A 16,157-nucleotide genomic window follows, 5' to 3' on the forward strand; every position below is an offset into this window, starting at 1 on the left:
TCCCGATCCCAAGGATCACGGTTACGTCATTTGAGTTTCGCAGCGGCGTCGGCATAAGCCGGCGTCACGAATTTCGAGTAGTCGGGCAGGACGGCGCTGATCTGCTTCTGGCTCTTCAGGAACTCCGACGTGTCTTTCAGCGCGAGCGCGGCGCGGCTCGTCGTGCCGCCGCCCAGCCATTGCGCGGAGGCCTGCTCGCCGAGCGTGGGGAACGCGTAGAGCGACAGCGATGCCGGCACGTCCGCCGGCGAGCCGCCGATCATCTTCGCGATGGCCGCGGCTTGCGGCGAGCCCGCATTCCATTGCGACGGATTGCTGCGGTATTGCTGGTCCGCGTCGGCAATCGCCTTGACGAGTTTCGCCATGAAGTCCTTGTGTTCCTCGCCCCATTTGCGATCAACCGCAATGCCGTCGAAGGTCGGCTTGCCGAGCTTCGAGAGGTCGCCGGACGTGATCAGCACCTTGCCGCTCTTCTTCAGCTCGGCGAGCGCGGGATCCCACACGTAGGCGGCGTCGATGTCGCCGCGCGACCAGGCCGCGACGATCTGATTGGGCTGCATGTTGAGAATCTTCAGGTCAGACGGATTGATGCCCCAGTGCTGCAGCGCGAACATGGTGTGATAGTGGGTCGTCGAAACGAACGGCACGCCGATGGTCTTGCCCTTCAGGTCCGCCGGCTTCGTGATGCCGGAGCCGTTGCGCACCACCATCGCTTCGGCCTGGTTGATGTTGTCGAGAATCCAGAAGAGCTGCAGATCGAGACCCTGGCTCACGGCGGCGGCGAGCGGGCTGGAGCCGATCACGCCGACCTTGACGTCGCCGGATGCCAGCGCGGTCGCGACTTTTGCGCCGGACTCGAACTGCCGCCAGTTGATCTTGTAGCCGGTGGCCTTTTCGATCGACCCGTTCGCGATGCCGACCACCCACGGATCGACGATCTGCTGATAGGCGATCGTGATTTCCTTTTCCTCCGCGTGGCTCGGTGTCGCCGCAAGGCTCGCCGTCGCGGCGAAAACCAGCGACAGGACGCAGCGTGCCGTCCATTGGAACCACGGCTTCGATGTCGGGTTTTTATGGCGTTTCATAATAGGTCTCACAAAGGTCTGAACAGCGGCTGTTTATGGAGCACGGAAGTCGTGTGGCCACGACGGGTGCTTGTCCCAATCGCCTTGGACGGGGTGAGTCGAGTATCGTCAGTAAAAAATAGAGCAAGTTAGTGCCAGACGGCGCCGATCGTTGAGTCCACATCGGCGCGCCGAAGCGCTCTGGCCGGCCCGCGCCCAACACCGCCAAGGCGGCAGCGGCTGTCACGCGCAGCATCGTCGTGACTGGCGCGGCTCTTTCACTTTCAGGAGGAAGCATGTCCAGCCGTACAGCGACGGCCCTTTGGACGCAGCGTTTTCAGCGTCCGGGCGACTCGAACATGAGCCTGCAGGGGCAGATCCGCCAGATGCTGGTGGCCGCGATTCTGGACGGCCAGCTGCCGCCGCAGACCGCGTTGCCGTCCAGCCGGGAACTGGCCGATCAACTGAGCGTCGCGAGAAATACGGTCGTGCTGGCGTACCAGCAGCTCGTGGAGGAGGGCTATCTGATTTCGCGCGAGCGCAGCGGGCACTTCGTCAATCCGGCGATGCTGGAGGGACGCCACGGCTTCAAGACGCCCGCGCAGACGGTCCCCACCAGCAGCGAGCACGACCAGGCGCCCGCGCGGCCCGATTGGGGCCAGCGTGTGCAACGCCGGCCGTCCGCGCAGCGCAATATCGTCAAACCGGGCAACTGGCAGGACTACGAATATCCGTTTATCTACGGACAGTTCGACCAATCGCTCTTTCCGACCAACGACTGGCGCGAATGCTGTATGAAGGCGCTTTCGGTGATGGAGATCCGCAACTGGGCGCCCGATCTTATAGGCCGCGACGACGATACGCTGATCCAGCAGATCCGCACGCGCGTGCTGCCGCGGCGCGGCGTGTTTGCGATGCCGGATGAGATCGTCATCACGATCGGCTGTCAGCAGGCGTTATATCTGGTCGCCGATCTGCTCGCGCGCCAGCGCACCACGGTGGGTTTCGAGAACCCCGGCTATCCGGACGCGCGCAATATCTTCGAGAACCGCAATGCGCAACTGGTGCCGCTGCCGGTGGATGAAGGCGGCGTGCGCCCCGTCGAGGATGCGCACCTGTTCGCCCAGTGCGACTACGTCTACGTGACGCCGAGCCATCAATGCCCGACCACGGCCACCATGCCGATCGAACGCCGGCATGCGTTGCTCGAACTCGCGCAGAAGCACGACTTCGTGCTGATCGAAGACGACTACGAAAGCGAGAACAACTTCTCGGGCCTGCCGCATCCGGCGCTCAAGAGTCTGGACAAGGCCGACCGCGTGATTTACATCGGCAGCTTGTCGAAGACGTTTGCGCCCGGCTTGCGGCTCGGGTATATCGTCGGTCCGCGCGAACTGGTGCACGAATTGCGCGCGCTGCGCCGGCTCATGGTGCGGCATCCGGCGGCGTACATTCAGCGTGCGTTCGCGACGTTTCTCGCGCTCGGCCACCACGACGCGCTGCTGCGTAGGCTGGCCCACGCTTATCGCGAGCGCGCGCTGGTGCTGATGGCGGCGCTCGATAAATACCTACCCGAAGCGCGTCACATCCCGATTACGGGCGGGGCTTCGTGCTGGGTGGAAGGCCCGCCCTGGCTCGACGCCGTGCGTCTTGCCGCCGACGCCGAACAGCACGGCATTCTGATCGAACTGGGCGGCGTGTTCTTCATGGACGGACTGGAGCAGAAGCATTGCTTCCGGATGGGCTTCTCGGCGATCAAGCTCGACAAGATCGACGCCGGCGTACGCCTGCTGGCCGAACTCGTGCGCAAGCAGAAGCCCGCGCCGTAACGCTTGCGCCCGTTATGGCGCCCGCGTCAGAAAGTGGCCGCGAGTTCCCTGGCAGCTTCCTGAAGACGCGGCACGAATTCGAGCGCGCGCGACAGCGGCGCACGCGAAACCGGCGCATGCACGGCGATCGCCGCGATGCACGCGCCGCTCTCATCGATAATCGGCGCCGCCACGCACACGATGCCGGCCAGAAACTCCTCGTTATCGATCGCAATGCGCTTGTGCGCGGTCCGGTCGAGTTCCGCTTCGAGCAGTTCCGGATCAGTGATGGTGTTCTGCGTGAAGCGTTCGAGTTTCAGCGCGCGCACGAGCGCCGACCGCTGTTCGCGCGGCAGCATGGCCAGCAGCAGTTTGCCGCTCGCGCTGCAATACGCGGGAACATGCGAACCGGGTTTGAGATCGAGGCGCAACGGCCACGGCGCTTCCATGCGATCGAGATACAGCACCTCGGTTTCATGCAGCATGGTGAGATTGCAGGTCTCGCCGAGATCGGCCACCAGACGCGCGAGGATCGCATGACGCAGGCGGCGCGCGCCGGAATGCATCACCACCCCCAACGCGAGTTGCGCGAGCCGCGGGCCGATCACGTACGCGTTCTTCTGGCCCGGCTCGCGGATCACGAGCCCGCCCGCCTCCAGCGAAGCAAGCATCCGATGCAGCGACGCCTTGGGCAACGCGACGTCCTGCGCGATGTCGGCAAGCGACACCGGGCCGTCCGCGTTGACGAGGTGTTCGAGCAGCGCAAATGCGCGCAGCGTCGGAGTATCCGCTTTGGTCATGCCTGCCGTTCCGGAAAATGGATCGGCGTCATTGTACAGCTCCGTTTTACGCCGCCCGACCTTGGCGCCGCCGGCTGGAGACTCCACCGTGTCTAACGGATCGCTCATGGGAAAGGCCTCAGCGCTCATGGTACGGATGCTCCGTGGAAGGGCCGGCGGATAACAGCGGAGCCAGCTTCAGCGCCGCGTCCTTGAGTTTCGGCACGGCCTTCAGCAGGTCGTTCAGACTCGCGCGCGCGGTCGGCGCATGAATCGCCAGCGCGGCCAGCACGTGCCCGTCGCTGGCATCGCGCACCGGCACCGCGACCGCCACCATGCCGCGCACCAGCTCCTCGTTGTCGATGCCGATGCCGCGCACGGCGAGCCGGTCGAGTTCGGCTTCGAGGAGATTCAGTTCCGTCAGCGTGCCTTGCGTTCTGCGCTCCAGCGTCAGCCGCGCGAGCACGGGACGGCGCTCGGCCGGCGGCATCTGCGACAGGAACAGCTTGCCGCTCGCGGTGCAATGCAACGGCACGCGCGTACCGGGTTGCAGATGCAGGCGCAGCGGTTCAGTGGTCTCCACGCGCTCCAGATAGAGAACAGTGTCGTGATCCAGCGCGGTGAGGTTGCAGGTTTCGCCGAGCGTGTCCACCAGCGAGCGCAGCAGCGAACGGCAGGCGCGCCCGAAGGTGTTGTTGGACAGCGTGGTGAGCGCGAGCTGCGCCGCTTTCGGGCCCAGCGTGATGCCGCGGTCCGTGCCGCGCGAATCGGGCAGATGCGTCACATAGCCCTGCGCTTCGAGCGATTCGATCAGCCGCATCGGCGTTGCTTTGGGAATGTGCAGGCGCAGCGAGAGTTGCGAAAGCGAAAACGGCTGACCCGCGGCTGCGAGTTGTTCGAGCACGGCCAATGCGCGCAGCGCCCGTGAATCCTCGGCGAGAGGTTCACCGCGTGGGGACGAGCAGAGTGCTTGCATACGCTTCCTTGCTGTCGATCAGTGGCTGTCCAGCGTCCGCGTACGCCGCGCGGGCCGGCGGGTCATTTCTAAAAGTGAAACAAAAACCGCAGTTTCTGTTTCAGATGAGCCGATAGTAGCGGGAATTTCTTGAACAGGAAACGGGCTGAACATAAATTTCAACGAAACATACCGTTTTTTATAAAACATGCAGGAGACAGGTCACATGGCAGACCGATTCGACTTTGTCGTCGTCGGCGCGGGATCGGCGGGTTGCGTGCTGGCGAACCGGCTTTCCGAAGGCGGCCGCTACTCGGTATGTCTACTCGAAGCCGGCCCCGCCGATCGCTTCATGTGGATTCATATCCCCATCGGCTATGGCAAGACGATGTTTCACCCGGTCTACAACTGGGGCTTCTATACCGATCCCGATCCGAACATGCATAATCGCCGGCTCTATTGGCCGCGCGGCCGCACGCTGGGCGGCAGCAGTTCGATCAACGGCCTGATCTATGTGCGCGGACAGAAGGACGATTACGACCACTGGGCCCGCCTTGGCAATCGCGGCTGGGGCTGGAAAGACTGCCTGCCGTACTTCAGGCGGCTGGAACACAACGAACTGGGCGAAGGTCCGACGCGCGGTGTCGACGGACCGCTGTGGGCCTCGACGATCAAGCAGCGCCATGAACTGGTCGACGCGTTTATCGCGGCCTCGAACTCGTTAGGCGTGGCAAGCATCGACGACTTCAACACGGGCGATCAGGAGGGCGTCGGCTACTACCAGTTGACTACCCGCCGCGGCTTTCGCTGCTCGACGGCCGTCGCTTATCTGAAGCCTGCGCGGCAACGCCAGAACCTGCATGTGGAAACGGATGCGATGGCTTCGAAGATTCTGTTCGAAGGCTCCCGCGCTTGCGGCGTGCAGTACCGGCAACACGGCGAGCTGCGGGAAGTGCGCGCCAATCGTGAAGTGATCCTGACCGCCGGGGCGCTGCAGTCTCCGCAATTGCTGCAACTGTCCGGCGTGGGACCGGCCGCGCTGCTGCGCGAGTTCGGCATTCCCGTGGTGGCTAACCGCGCGGGCGTCGGCGAGAACCTGCAGGACCATCTGCAAATCCGTCTGATCTATGAAGTGACGAAGCCGATCACGACCAACGATCAACTGCGTTCATGGACCGGGCGCGCGAAGATGGGCCTGCAATGGGCGCTGATGCGCAGCGGCCCGCTTGCGGTCGGCATTAACCAGGGCGGCATGTTCTGCCGGGCCTTGCCGGAGGAGTCGGCGACACCGGATATCCAGTTCCATTTCTCGACCTTGTCGGCGGACTCCGCGGGCGGCAACGTCCACGACTTTCCCGGCTGCACGTATTCGATCTGTCAGTTGCGCCCCGAATCGCGCGGCGTGGTGCGCATTCGCAGCGCCGATCCGCGTGAGGCGCCGTCCATCCAGCCGAACTATCTGGACACGGATCTGGACCGGCGCACGACCATCGCCGGCGTGCGTTTCGCGCGTCGCGTCGCGGCGGCCGAGCCGATGAACGGGCTGATGAAACGCGAGGTGCGCCCAGGCGCGGACGCGCGAACCGACGACGAACTGCTCGATTTCTGCCGGGAGTACGGACAGACAATTTTCCACCCGTCTGGTACAGCGAAGATGGGCGCGGCAGGCGATCCGCTCGCGGTGGTCGACGAACGTTTGCGCGTGTACGGCACCCAGGGGCTGCGCGTGGTCGACTGCTCGATCATGCCGACGCTCGTGTCGGGCAATACCAATGTGCCGATCGTGATGGTGGCTGAAAAAGCGTCGGACATGATTCTGCACGACGCAAGCGGCGTCGATCGAGGCGTGGCGACGACGCCCGCGGCGAAAGTGGCCGCATAACGTAGCAGGTGCAAAACAACGGCGGGCACTATCCGCCGCAATACGCAGCCGCGGGACGGCCAGCGAATGGATGCCCTGGAGGCTGCACATAAACCGCCCCGGAGGAGACAACTGGGGTTCCCGGCCGGCCGTGCGTATCGACACGCACGGCATGGCCGTCCATTGAGGAGCTGCTGCTATGGCAATCGATCCCCGCGCTATCCGTCGCGTTGCGTTCGCCAGTGTGATCGGCGCAACCGTCGAATGGTATGACTTTTTTCTTTACGGCGTGGTCGCCGGCATCGTATTCAACAAGCTCTATTTCCCCGCCAACGATCCGCTCGTGTCGACGCTGCTCGCTTATTCGACCTTTGCGGTGGGCTTCGTGACCCGGCCGCTCGGCGGCGTGATATTCGGCCATTTCGGCGATCGGATCGGCCGCAAGTCCGCGCTGATTCTGACGCTCGTCATCATGGGGATTTCGACGGCTGGCGTCGCGTTCATTCCCACCTACGCGCAGATCGGCATCTGGGCGCCGATCCTGTTGTTGTCGCTGCGCGTGTTGCAGGGCATCGGGCTCGGCGGCGAATGGGGCGGCGCGGTGTTGATGGCGTATGAATATGCGCCGCCTGAACAGCGCGGCCTATACGCGAGTTTGCCGCAGATCGGTTTGTCGATCGGCCTATGTCTCGCATCGGGGATGGTCGCGGGCCTGTCCCGCTTATTGCCCGAAGCGGCCTTTCTGTCGTGGGGCTGGCGGATCGCATTCGGCGCATCGCTCGGTCTCGTTCTGATCGGCTTGTATATTCGCGCCAAAGTGATGGAGACGCCCGAATTCCTTGCGCTCAAACGCAATCGGCGCGAAGCGAAGATTCCGTTCGTCGACATGATCACGCGCTATCGCGGCGCCGTGATGCTCGGCATGGGCGCGCGTTATATCGATGGCGTGTTCTTCAACATTTTCGCTGTGTTTTCGATCGGCTACCTTACGCAACATGTCTCGATGAGCCGCACCGACGCCTTGCTCGGCGTGATGATCGCGGCGGGCGTGATGTGCTTTTTCATCCCGCTGTTCGGCAGCATGTCCGACAAGCTCGGCCGCGCGCGGGTGTATTTCTGGGGCTCGCTGATTTGCGGCGTGTCGGTGTTTCCGGCTTTCTGGCTGATCGAAATGCAGCCGGCCAACACGTTGTTGATCTGGGCGGCCATCGTGGTGCCATTCGGCATTTTCTACGCGATGGTGTACGGTCCTGAGGCGGCATTGTTTGCCGAACTGTTCGACGCCAAAGTGCGCTATACGGGTATCTCGTTCGTGTATCAATTCTCCGGCATCTTCGCGAGCGGACTCACGCCGATCATTGCGACGATCCTCATGCGACTGAACGGCGGAAAACCGTGGACGGTGTGCGCGTACGTGCTGTTCTCGGCATTGATATCGGCGCTATCGGTGCGCGCGATCGAGAGGAAGCGGGCGGGTGCGTTCGATGCGGTTGCGCATGCGCAGTCCTGAGTCTGCAGTTTGCTTTGGATCGCAGAAGCGCGGTGCGCGGCGTGATGCAGCGCGCCGCTCATTGAAGCGCGTTTCTCGCCACGGCCAGGCTCGCGCGGCCTCACGCCGCGTCATTCCCGAAACGTCTTCGCTGTCTCTTCCGCCGCGTGGCGCAAGTCAGGCACGAAGGCGAGCAGATCGTCGAGCGTGACTCTGCCCACCGGCGCCTGCACGGCAATCGCCGCGCAGGCGCGATTGCGATCCAGCATGACAGGCACCGCAATCGCGATCAGCCCTTGCAGATGTTCCTGATTGTTGATCGCGAGAAGCCGCCGCCGCGTGGTGGTCAGTTCCTTGCGCAACGCGTCGCGATCGGTGATCGTCCGTTCCGAATAACCGCGCAGCGGCAGCGTCTCGATTACGCGTTCGCGTCTGTCCTTCGGCAGAAAGCTCAGCAGCAGCTTGCCGCTCGCCGAACAATGCAAGGGCACATGCGAACCCGGTTGCAAATGCATGCGCAGCGGCCATTCGGTTTCGACGCGGTCCACATAGACGACATCGTTGCCGGAGAGCATGGTCAGATTGCAGGTCTCGCCGATTTTCGCCACCAGCTGTTCGAGCAGCACGTGGCGAGCGGCGGCCGGTCCCGCATGCATCAGCACATTGACCGCGAGCATGCGCACACGTGGCGAACATTCGTAAAGACGATCGCCCGCGCCGCGCGTGACGAGCCACGCATCCATCAGTTGCACGAGGATCCGGTGGACGGTCTGCTTGGGCAGGCCGAGCGCATTGACGAGTTCCGTCATCGAAAGCGGGCCGCCCGCTTCGGCAAGCGTTTCGAGTACGCGAAACGCGCGCACTGCAGCTGCATTCGACTGGTTTGACGTCGACATCCCACTCCCTCGCCAGCGTATTCACAGCGTTGATTTTGCATCGACTTCATTGCTTTTCGGGACTATGGAAAGTACCGAATTTTGCGTTTTCCGATGCTGGCAAACGCACTGCAGTGGATAGCTCGAAAAACGGGACTTCGCCCTAAGCGCGGCTGGCTAGATTGATAGCACTGCAATCAATTCATTCACGCGGAGCGAATCCATATGAACGTCAGGGCCACAGGAGTCGAAATCGCAGGCCACCATGCGGACGGCGAAGCCGAGCGCATCGTCGCCACGCTCGTCGCGAAAGCGCGCGCGGCGCAGCGTGCTTTCGAGAATGCAGGACAACAGGCGCTCGATACCGCCGCCGACGCCGCCGCGTGGGCCATCATGGAGCCAGAGCGCAACCGGCAACTGGCGGAACGCGCCGTGCACGATACGGGTCTCGGCAACGCCGACGACAAGTTCCGCAAGAACTATCGCAAAACGCTCGGCTTGCTGCGCGACCTGCACGGACAGAAGACCACCGGCGTAATCGCGGAAAACAGGGCGAGCGGCATCGTCGAGATCGCGCGCGCAGTGGGCGTGGTGGCGGCGATCACGCCGTCGACCAATCCGGCGGCGACACCGGCCAACAAGATCATCAACGCGCTCAAATGCGGCAATGCAGTAATCGTCGCGCCGTCCCCCAAAGGTTACTCGTCTTGCGCGTTGTTGATCGAGTTCATTCACGCGCAATTCGCCAAAGCCGGTATCGATCCGGACCTCGTGCAGATGCTGCCCGCGCCGATCAGCAAGGCGGCGACCGCCGCGCTGATGCGGCAGTGCGATCTGGTCGTCGCCACCGGCTCGCAGGCGAATGTGCGCATGGCGTATGCGAGCGGCACGCCCGCGTTCGGCGTGGGCGCGGGCAATGTCGCTTCGATCGTCACGGCGTCCGCCGATCTGCATGATGCGGCGCGCAAGATCCTGCGCTCAAAAACTTTCGACAACGCGACGAGTTGCTCGTCCGAAAACAGCGTCGTGATCGAAGACGCCGTCTATCAGCCGATGCTGGCCGAACTGGCCGCATGCGGCGGGGTACTCCTCGACGCCGCGCAGAAGGCCCGCTTGCAACAGGTGATGTGGGTCAATGGCACGCTCTCGGAGCAGTGCACGGCGAAGTCCGCCGAGGTGATCGCACGCGTGGCGGGTCTGGATGAAATCGCCGCGCGTCACCCGGCCTTTCTGATGGTGGAAGAGAGCGGCGCGGGCACCGACTATCCGTTTTCCGGCGAGAAACTCGCGCCGGTGCTCGCCGTGTATCGCGCCGCCGATTTCGATGCCGCAGCCGACGTGGTGCGCGGCATCTACGCGTACATGGGCGCGGGCCATTCGGTCGGACTGCATTCGACCGATACCGCGCAAGCGGTTCAGCTTGGCGTGACATTGCCGGTCGCGCGCGTGATCGTGAATCAGGCGCATTGCCTCGCCACCGGCGGCAACTTCGACAACGGCTTGCCGTTTTCGCTGTCGATGGGCTGTGGTACGTGGGGCCGCAACAACTTCTCGGGCAATCTGGGCTTCCGCCACTATCTGAACACCACGCGGGTCGCGTACCCAATCGAAGAGCGCGTGCCGGAAACGGACGAATTGCTCGGCGATTTCTTCGCGAGGTACGGCCGATGAACACGCCCGCCACCCTTCGCGCGCTGATCGACGAGCGCGCCGCGCAGCATCCGGACAAGCCCTTCCTGCTGGCCGCACTCGACGACGACGAAACGGCGGTTCCTGACCGGCGCGCGACCGTGCTGACGTTTCGCGAACTGCGCGACGACTGCCGAGTGATCGAGACACGCTTCAGGGAAGCCGGCCTGCGGCCGGGCGATGTGATTTCCGTGTTCATGGGCAATGGAATCCAGACGGCCCGTCTGTTGCTTGCGGCCATGTACAGCGGGCTGGTCGCCAATCCGCTCAATCTTTTGTGTCAGCCCTCGCAGGTGCGCTATATCGTCGACCATTCCGATACGCGGATGATCTTCACCGCGCGCGACACGCAGGCGGTGATCGGCACGGCCGTGGCCGAATTGCGCGCTGCTGGCTTGACGCGCGAGATCGCGTTGATCCAGACCGAACCGGACGATGCCGAACCCCCTTCGCTCGCAAAGCGTGAACCTGCTTTGGCCGAGACCGCGGCACATGGCGCGAACGCTGCCGCCGCGCCAGCGCTCGCGAAGCGCGGCCGCGCGCCGCGGCACACAGCGGATGCCGCAACGGCGCACGAGCCCGCAGCAGACGACGTCGCATTGCTGATGTACACCTCGGGCACGACGGGCACGCCCAAAGGCGTCCTGCTGACGCATCGCAATCTAATGGCGAACGCGCGCAACATCAGCGCCGAGCACCGGCTGACGTCGGACGATCGCGTGCTCGCGTCGTTGCCGCTCTATCACATCAACGGTCTGGTGGTGACGCTGCTCGCGCCGCTGTTCCATGGCGGCTCGGCGGTGATGACATCGCGCTTCTCCGCCCGCACGTTCTGGCGCGACGTCGCGCTTCATGCCTGCACGTGGATCAACGTGGTGCCGACCATCGTCGCCTATCTGCTCAATGCCGACGAAGCCTGCACCTACGATCTGTCGGCGCTGAAGTTTTGCCGCAGCGCGTCGGCCGCATTGCCCGCCGATCATCATCGCGCGTTCGAAGCGCGTTTCGGGATCGGCGTGATCGAAACCATGGGCATGACGGAAACCGCCGCGCCGGTTTTTAGCAATCCGTATGAGATGGACCGGCGGCGCGTCGGCAGCATCGGTCTGCCCTCGGGCGGCGAAGCCCGCGTGATCGACCGTGAGGGGCGCGAATGCGCCGCCAACGAATGCGGCGAACTGGTGTTGCGCGGCGAGCAGGTGATGGGCGGCTATTACAAGCGGCCCGAGGAAACGGCCGCCGCCTTCACGACGGACGGCTGGCTGCGCACCGGCGACCTCGGTTATCGCGACCAGGACGGCTACTTCTACATCAACGGCCGCGCCAAGGAACTGATCATCAAGGGCGGCGAAAACATTGCGCCGCGCGAAATCGACGAAGCGTTGTTGCGTCATCCCGATGTGCTGGACGCGGCGGCGGTCGGCGTGCCCGATCCGGCATACGGCCAGGAGATCGTCGCTTTCGTGGTGGCGCGCACGAGCGAGGGACGCAGCGCGCCCGACCCGGCGGATCTGCGCGAGCACTGCGTGCGCGAACTCGGGCGCTACAAGACGCCGAAAGAATTCCACTTCGTCGATGAACTGCCGCGCGGACCTTCCGGCAAGGTGCAGCGGCTCAAGCTGGTGCCCACCTGACGCGGTGCCGCTCGCGAGCGGGCAAGGCGCGGGCGGAGACAGGCAGGCAGTCGCAGTCCGGTAAATCGGGCGGCCGCTCGCGGCCGTCGTCGATACATAAAAGAGATAGGAGACAGCATGGAAACGCGTATCCGGCGTGTCAAGACACGCCATATCATCCTGGCGGTCATGTGCCTGATGTACTTCATTTCGTACATCGATCGCGTGAACATTGCCGTGGCCGGCCCGTTGATTCGTCACGAGATGGGCCTCACGACCGTTCAGCTCGGCCTGGTGTTCTCGGCCTTTGCTTATCCGTATGCGGCGATGCAGATTATCGGCGGCTGGCTCGCCGACAAGTACGGGCCGAAACTGGTGCTCACGGTGCTATCGCTGATCTGGGGCGTGGCGACGCTCGCCACCGGTTTCGCGGGCAGCGTCACCATGCTGGTCGTGATGCGCTTCGCGCTCGGCATCGGCGAAGGCGGCGCGTTTCCTACCGCGACGCGCGCCTTCACTTACTGGATGCCTGTAGCCGAGCGCGGCTTCGCGCAAGGCATCACGCACAGTTTCGCGCGCCTGGGCGGCGCGATCACGCCGCCGCTCGTGCTGGCCGTGGTGGCGACCGGCGGCTGGCGCGACGCGTTCATCCTGCTCGGCATCGCGAGCCTCGCGTGGACCGTGCTCTACCTCTTCGTGTTCACGAATTCGCCGGAACAGAACCGGCGCATCACGGCCGAGGAAACCGCGGAGATCGGCTACCGCGCCGGCGATTGCGACCGCGCCAAACATGCGGCCACGCCATGGCGCAAACTGGTGCGCCGCATGTGGCTCGTCACGTTCGTCGACTTCTGCTATGGCTGGTTGCTGTGGGTCTATCTGACCTGGTTGCCGTCCTATCTGCGCGAGTCGCGCGGATTCGATCTCAAGCAACTGGCGCTCTTCACCGCGCTGCCGCTGCTCGCGGGCGTGGTCGGCGACACGCTCGGCGGCGTCGTGTCGGACAAGCTCTTCAAGATCACGGGCCGCCTGCGCTTCGCGCGCTGTGCGGTGCTGGTGGTGGGCATGGGCGGCTCGCTGGTGTTTCTGCTGCCGATGGTGTCCGCCACCGATCCGCTCACGGCCGTGTGGTTCCTGTCGGCTTCGTTCTTCTTCCTCGAAATCACCAACCCTGTGCTGTGGACGTTGCCGCTCGACATCGCCGGCAAGTATGCGGGCACGGCCGGCGGCATGATGAACACGGGCTTCGGCGTGGCGGGGATGGTGTCGCCGGTGGTGTTCGGCTATCTGATCGAGAAGACCGGCAGCTACAACGTGCCGTTCAATATCTCCGCGGGGCTGCTCGCGGTCGGTATGCTGGCGGCGCTCTTCATCGACACCAGCAAGACCGTCGAGGCCGATGAAGAACGCGAGCGCGCCGCCGGCGTCGAGTTGGGCATGCCGTCTTTCCTGCACGCTGGAGCGGCGGTGCGGCTGGAGCGCCATCACTTGCGCCGGCCGTTGCGGTGGCGCAAGTGATACGAGTGACGCAAGCGGCACAAATGAGTAAGTGACGCGAGTCATGCAAGGCGGGCGCGTATGCAGCGCCCGCCGCTGTTATTGCGCCGCCTTGAGGGCCCGCAAGCGCCAGATCAGGCTCGACGTATCGAATCGATTGCCGCCGAGCGCCTGCACGTCCGCATAAAACTGATCGACGAGCGCGGTCACCGGCAACGACGCGCCATTGCGCTTCGCTTCGTCGAGACAGAAGCCGAGGTCCTTGCGCATCCAGTCGACGGCAAAGCCGTAATCGAACTTGCCGTCGATCATGGTCTTGCCGCGATTGTCCATCTGCCAGCTGGCCGCCGCGCCCTTGCCGATCACTTGTAGCACCAGCGGCATGTCGAGGCCCGCGAGCTGGCCGAAGTTGATCGCCTCAGACAGTCCCTGCACCATGCCGGCGATGCAGATCTGGTTGACCATCTTCGCCAGTTGCCCGGCGCCGACGGCCCCGATCAGCGTGACGGCCGCCGCGTAGTGCGCAAGGACCGGTGATGCCTGCTCGAAGACGGCGGGCTCGCCGCCGCACATGATCGTCAGCTTGCCGTTCTGCGCGCCGGATTCGCCGCCCGACACGGGCGCGTCGATGAAATGCAGACCTTTCTGGCGCGCGACTTCCGCTAGCTCGCGCGCGACGTTCGCCGACGCCGTCGTGTGATCGACGAACGCGGTATTGGGCGCCATGCCCGCGAACGCACCGTTATCGCCGAGCGTGATGCTGCGCAGATCGTCGTCGTTGCCGACGCACGCGAGAATCAGGTCGGCGCCGTTCGCCGCTTCACGCGGCGTGTTCGCGGCCCGGCCGCCGTACTCGGATACCCATTGCTGCGCCTTCGACGCCGTGCGGTTGTACACGGTCACGTCGAGGCCCGCTTTCGCGAGATGGCCGGCCATGGGATAGCCCATCACGCCGAGGCCGAGAAAGGCGACGCGGCGGACGGTGGCGGTGGAGGGCTGCGCGGTTGGATGATTCATTGGGGCTCCGTGGAGTGGGCTGGGTTTGGGGTGGGGCAATCATTATGACAAGGCTGGCGTTTTTTAGCCGTGACGCGCCGTTGTGCCGCCGCTGCCGCCCGCGCCGCTTGCCGAAGATGACAAAAATCTCATTTTTTCGCCATGTTGGCACTGCGGCAGCGCCGTAGCATCGGTCGCACCTCGTCAACACATCACGCATCCATGCTCACCCGCAACCTTGCTGCCGTACTTGCGATCGCTGCGGTGAATCCGGCCTTTGCGCAAGCCGATGCGGCGCTCGTGGAAGGCAATCGGCCTTCGCCATCGACCGCACTGGCCGCGCCGTCCGGCGCCGCCTTGCCGCTCGACGAGGCGCTCGGCATCGCCGCCGAGAACAACCCGCTGCTGCGCGGCGCGCGCGCCGACGCCGATGCATCGCGCGGCACGTTCATGCAGGCGGGCGCCCGACCCAATCCGCAGATCTCGCTGCTGCAGGAGGGGTTCGGCCGCACGGAGCGCACGTCGACGGCACTCGTCAACCAGACCGTCGAACTCGGCGGCAAGCGTCAGGCGCGCCTCGACGTCGCTTCCTATGGACGCGAAGTGGCGCTCGCATCGTTCGATGCGCGCGGCGCGGCCTTGCGCTCAGACGTCATTGCCGCGTTTTACGGAATGCTCGCGGCTCAGCGCCAGTTGCACGTCGCGCGTGAATCGGCCGACATCGCGGCGAGGTCCGCGGAGCTGGCGGAGAAACGCGCGCGCGCGGGCAAGGTGTCGCCGGTCGAGGCGACCAAAGCGCGGGTCGCCGCCACCGGCGTTCAGATCGAGCAGGCCAACGCCGCCTCGCGGCTGACCATTGCCGCGGAAAAACTCGCCAACGTGACGGGCAGTCCGCTCGTGCGAGGACGCCCCGCGACCGGCGATATCGAAAGCGTGCCGGCGATCGAACCGCTTGCCGAACTATTGCCTCAACTGATCGACGCGCCGCTTGCGCGCGCCGCGAAGGCCGAGACGTTGCGGAGCAACGCCGCCATTGCCGTCGAGCGCGCGAAGCGCATTCCGGACATCACGTTCAGCGCGGGCATGAAGCGGGTCGTGACCGGCGCGGTGCCCGACAACCAGGCTGTGGTCGGCATCTCCATTCCGCTTCCGCTTTTCGACACCAACAAAGGCGCGCTGCTCGAATCGGTTCACAAAGCCGAGAAGGCAAGCGCCGACTTCGACAGTGAAAAGGCGCGCCTGCAACTGGAGCTGACTCAGGCGTACGCCAATTACGAGCGATCGAGCCTGGAGGCGCGGCGCCTGAAAACCGATGTCCTGCCGGCCGCGCGCGAGGCGCTCGACGCAATGTCGCGCGGTTATGAGCTCGGCAAGTTTGGCTTTCTCGATGTCCTGGATGCGCAGCGCACGCTGTTTCAGGGCCAGTCGCAATACGTCCAGGCATTGACCGATGCGCACCTGGCCTACGCCGAAATCGGCCGGCTTGTCGGTGTTCCGCTTCGCAACAGCGCGTCCCGCCTACCTTGAAGGA

Annotated in this window: 12 protein-coding genes; 7 read left to right on the plus strand and 5 right to left on the minus strand. The window is 64.4% G+C overall.

Going from position 1 to position 16,157, the window contains the following annotated elements:
- Positions 1 to 26: 26 nt before the first annotated feature.
- A complete protein-coding gene (tauA, locus tag P0D96_RS04475) occupies positions 27 to 1,085 on the minus strand; it encodes a taurine ABC transporter substrate-binding protein (RefSeq protein ID WP_408175110.1) in 1,059 nt (352 codons plus the stop codon).
- A 275-nt stretch (positions 1,086 to 1,360) separates the two neighbouring features.
- On the opposite strand from tauA, the gene pdxR reads away from it, so the two are divergent.
- Entirely contained in the window at positions 1,361 to 2,893 is a 1,533-nt protein-coding gene (gene pdxR, locus P0D96_RS04480) for a MocR-like pyridoxine biosynthesis transcription factor PdxR (RefSeq protein ID WP_408312039.1), read from the plus strand.
- A gap of 26 nt (positions 2,894 to 2,919) precedes the next feature.
- Here pdxR and P0D96_RS04485 read toward each other — a convergent pair whose 3' ends face one another.
- Together P0D96_RS04485 and P0D96_RS04490 are read right to left on the minus strand one after the other, a co-directional pair.
- Positions 2,920 to 3,672 carry an IclR family transcriptional regulator gene (locus P0D96_RS04485; protein ID WP_132379389.1) on the minus strand — a complete coding sequence of 251 codons (753 nt, stop codon included), beginning with the start codon at positions 3,670 to 3,672 and terminating at the stop codon, positions 2,920 to 2,922.
- A gap of 118 nt (positions 3,673 to 3,790) precedes the next feature.
- Complete coding sequence (locus tag P0D96_RS04490) at positions 3,791 to 4,627, minus strand: IclR family transcriptional regulator (RefSeq protein ID WP_408312041.1); 837 nt, start codon at positions 4,625 to 4,627, stop codon at positions 3,791 to 3,793.
- Positions 4,628 to 4,832: 205 nt separating this feature from the next.
- Here P0D96_RS04490 and P0D96_RS04495 point away from each other — a divergent pair, with 205 nt between their 5' ends.
- On the plus strand, positions 4,833 to 6,488 hold the full coding sequence (locus tag P0D96_RS04495) for a GMC family oxidoreductase (protein ID WP_408175105.1): 1,656 nt from the start codon (positions 4,833 to 4,835) through the stop codon (positions 6,486 to 6,488).
- A gap of 178 nt (positions 6,489 to 6,666) precedes the next feature.
- Positions 6,667 to 7,977, plus strand: a complete 1,311-nt coding sequence (locus tag P0D96_RS04500; protein WP_132377967.1) for an MFS transporter — start codon at positions 6,667 to 6,669, stop codon at positions 7,975 to 7,977.
- A gap of 110 nt (positions 7,978 to 8,087) precedes the next feature.
- Here the strand turns inward: P0D96_RS04500 and P0D96_RS04505 are convergent, their stop codons facing one another.
- A complete protein-coding gene (locus tag P0D96_RS04505) occupies positions 8,088 to 8,852 on the minus strand; it encodes an IclR family transcriptional regulator (RefSeq protein WP_132377965.1) in 765 nt (254 codons plus the stop codon).
- 204 nt (positions 8,853 to 9,056) lie between these two features.
- Here P0D96_RS04505 and sauS point away from each other — a divergent pair, with 204 nt between their 5' ends.
- From sauS to P0D96_RS04520, 3 genes are all read left to right on the plus strand, one after another.
- A complete protein-coding gene (sauS, locus tag P0D96_RS04510; RefSeq protein ID WP_408312046.1) occupies positions 9,057 to 10,502 on the plus strand; it encodes an acylating sulfoacetaldehyde dehydrogenase in 1,446 nt (481 codons plus the stop codon).
- Positions 10,499 to 12,154 (plus strand): AMP-binding protein, encoded by a 1,656-nt coding sequence (locus P0D96_RS04515; RefSeq protein WP_408312049.1) that lies wholly within the window; start codon positions 10,499 to 10,501, stop codon positions 12,152 to 12,154. Before sauS ends, P0D96_RS04515 begins: the two co-directional genes overlap by 4 nt.
- A gap of 117 nt (positions 12,155 to 12,271) precedes the next feature.
- Positions 12,272 to 13,651 (plus strand): MFS transporter, encoded by a 1,380-nt coding sequence (locus P0D96_RS04520; RefSeq protein WP_408312052.1) that lies wholly within the window; start codon positions 12,272 to 12,274, stop codon positions 13,649 to 13,651.
- Between the two features lie 78 nt (positions 13,652 to 13,729).
- Here the strand turns inward: P0D96_RS04520 and P0D96_RS04525 are convergent, their stop codons facing one another.
- The gene (locus P0D96_RS04525; protein WP_408312055.1) at positions 13,730 to 14,647 is read right to left on the minus strand and encodes an NAD(P)-dependent oxidoreductase; all 918 of its coding nucleotides are present in this window, start codon (positions 14,645 to 14,647) and stop codon (positions 13,730 to 13,732) included.
- A gap of 201 nt (positions 14,648 to 14,848) precedes the next feature.
- Between P0D96_RS04525 and P0D96_RS04530 the strand changes: the two genes are divergently transcribed.
- On the plus strand, positions 14,849 to 16,153 hold the full coding sequence (locus P0D96_RS04530; protein ID WP_408312058.1) for a TolC family protein: 1,305 nt from the start codon (positions 14,849 to 14,851) through the stop codon (positions 16,151 to 16,153).
- The last annotated feature ends 4 nt before the right edge of the window (positions 16,154 to 16,157 follow it).

The sequence above is a fragment of the Paraburkholderia sp. RL17-347-BIC-D genome (assembly GCF_046027915.1).
GTDB lineage: Bacteria > Pseudomonadota > Gammaproteobacteria > Burkholderiales > Burkholderiaceae > Paraburkholderia.

What these genes read in the sequence shown, in the direction of transcription:
- tauA (WP_408175110.1), bottom strand. Translation starts at nt 1,085, where the DNA reads ATGAAACGCCATAAAAACCCGACATCGAAGCCGTGGTTCCAATGGACG.
- pdxR (WP_408312039.1), top strand. Translation starts at nt 1,361, where the DNA reads ATGTCCAGCCGTACAGCGACGGCCCTTTGGACGCAGCGTTTTCAGCGT.
- P0D96_RS04485 (WP_132379389.1), bottom strand. Translation starts at nt 3,672, where the DNA reads ATGACCAAAGCGGATACTCCGACGCTGCGCGCATTTGCGCTGCTCGAA.
- P0D96_RS04490 (WP_408312041.1), bottom strand. Translation starts at nt 4,627, where the DNA reads ATGCAAGCACTCTGCTCGTCCCCACGCGGTGAACCTCTCGCCGAGGAT.
- P0D96_RS04495 (WP_408175105.1), top strand. Translation starts at nt 4,833, where the DNA reads ATGGCAGACCGATTCGACTTTGTCGTCGTCGGCGCGGGATCGGCGGGT.
- P0D96_RS04500 (WP_132377967.1), top strand. Translation starts at nt 6,667, where the DNA reads ATGGCAATCGATCCCCGCGCTATCCGTCGCGTTGCGTTCGCCAGTGTG.
- P0D96_RS04505 (WP_132377965.1), bottom strand. Translation starts at nt 8,852, where the DNA reads ATGTCGACGTCAAACCAGTCGAATGCAGCTGCAGTGCGCGCGTTTCGC.
- sauS (WP_408312046.1), top strand. Translation starts at nt 9,057, where the DNA reads ATGAACGTCAGGGCCACAGGAGTCGAAATCGCAGGCCACCATGCGGAC.
- P0D96_RS04515 (WP_408312049.1), top strand. Translation starts at nt 10,499, where the DNA reads ATGAACACGCCCGCCACCCTTCGCGCGCTGATCGACGAGCGCGCCGCG.
- P0D96_RS04520 (WP_408312052.1), top strand. Translation starts at nt 12,272, where the DNA reads ATGGAAACGCGTATCCGGCGTGTCAAGACACGCCATATCATCCTGGCG.
- P0D96_RS04525 (WP_408312055.1), bottom strand. Translation starts at nt 14,647, where the DNA reads ATGAATCATCCAACCGCGCAGCCCTCCACCGCCACCGTCCGCCGCGTC.
- P0D96_RS04530 (WP_408312058.1), top strand. Translation starts at nt 14,849, where the DNA reads ATGCTCACCCGCAACCTTGCTGCCGTACTTGCGATCGCTGCGGTGAAT.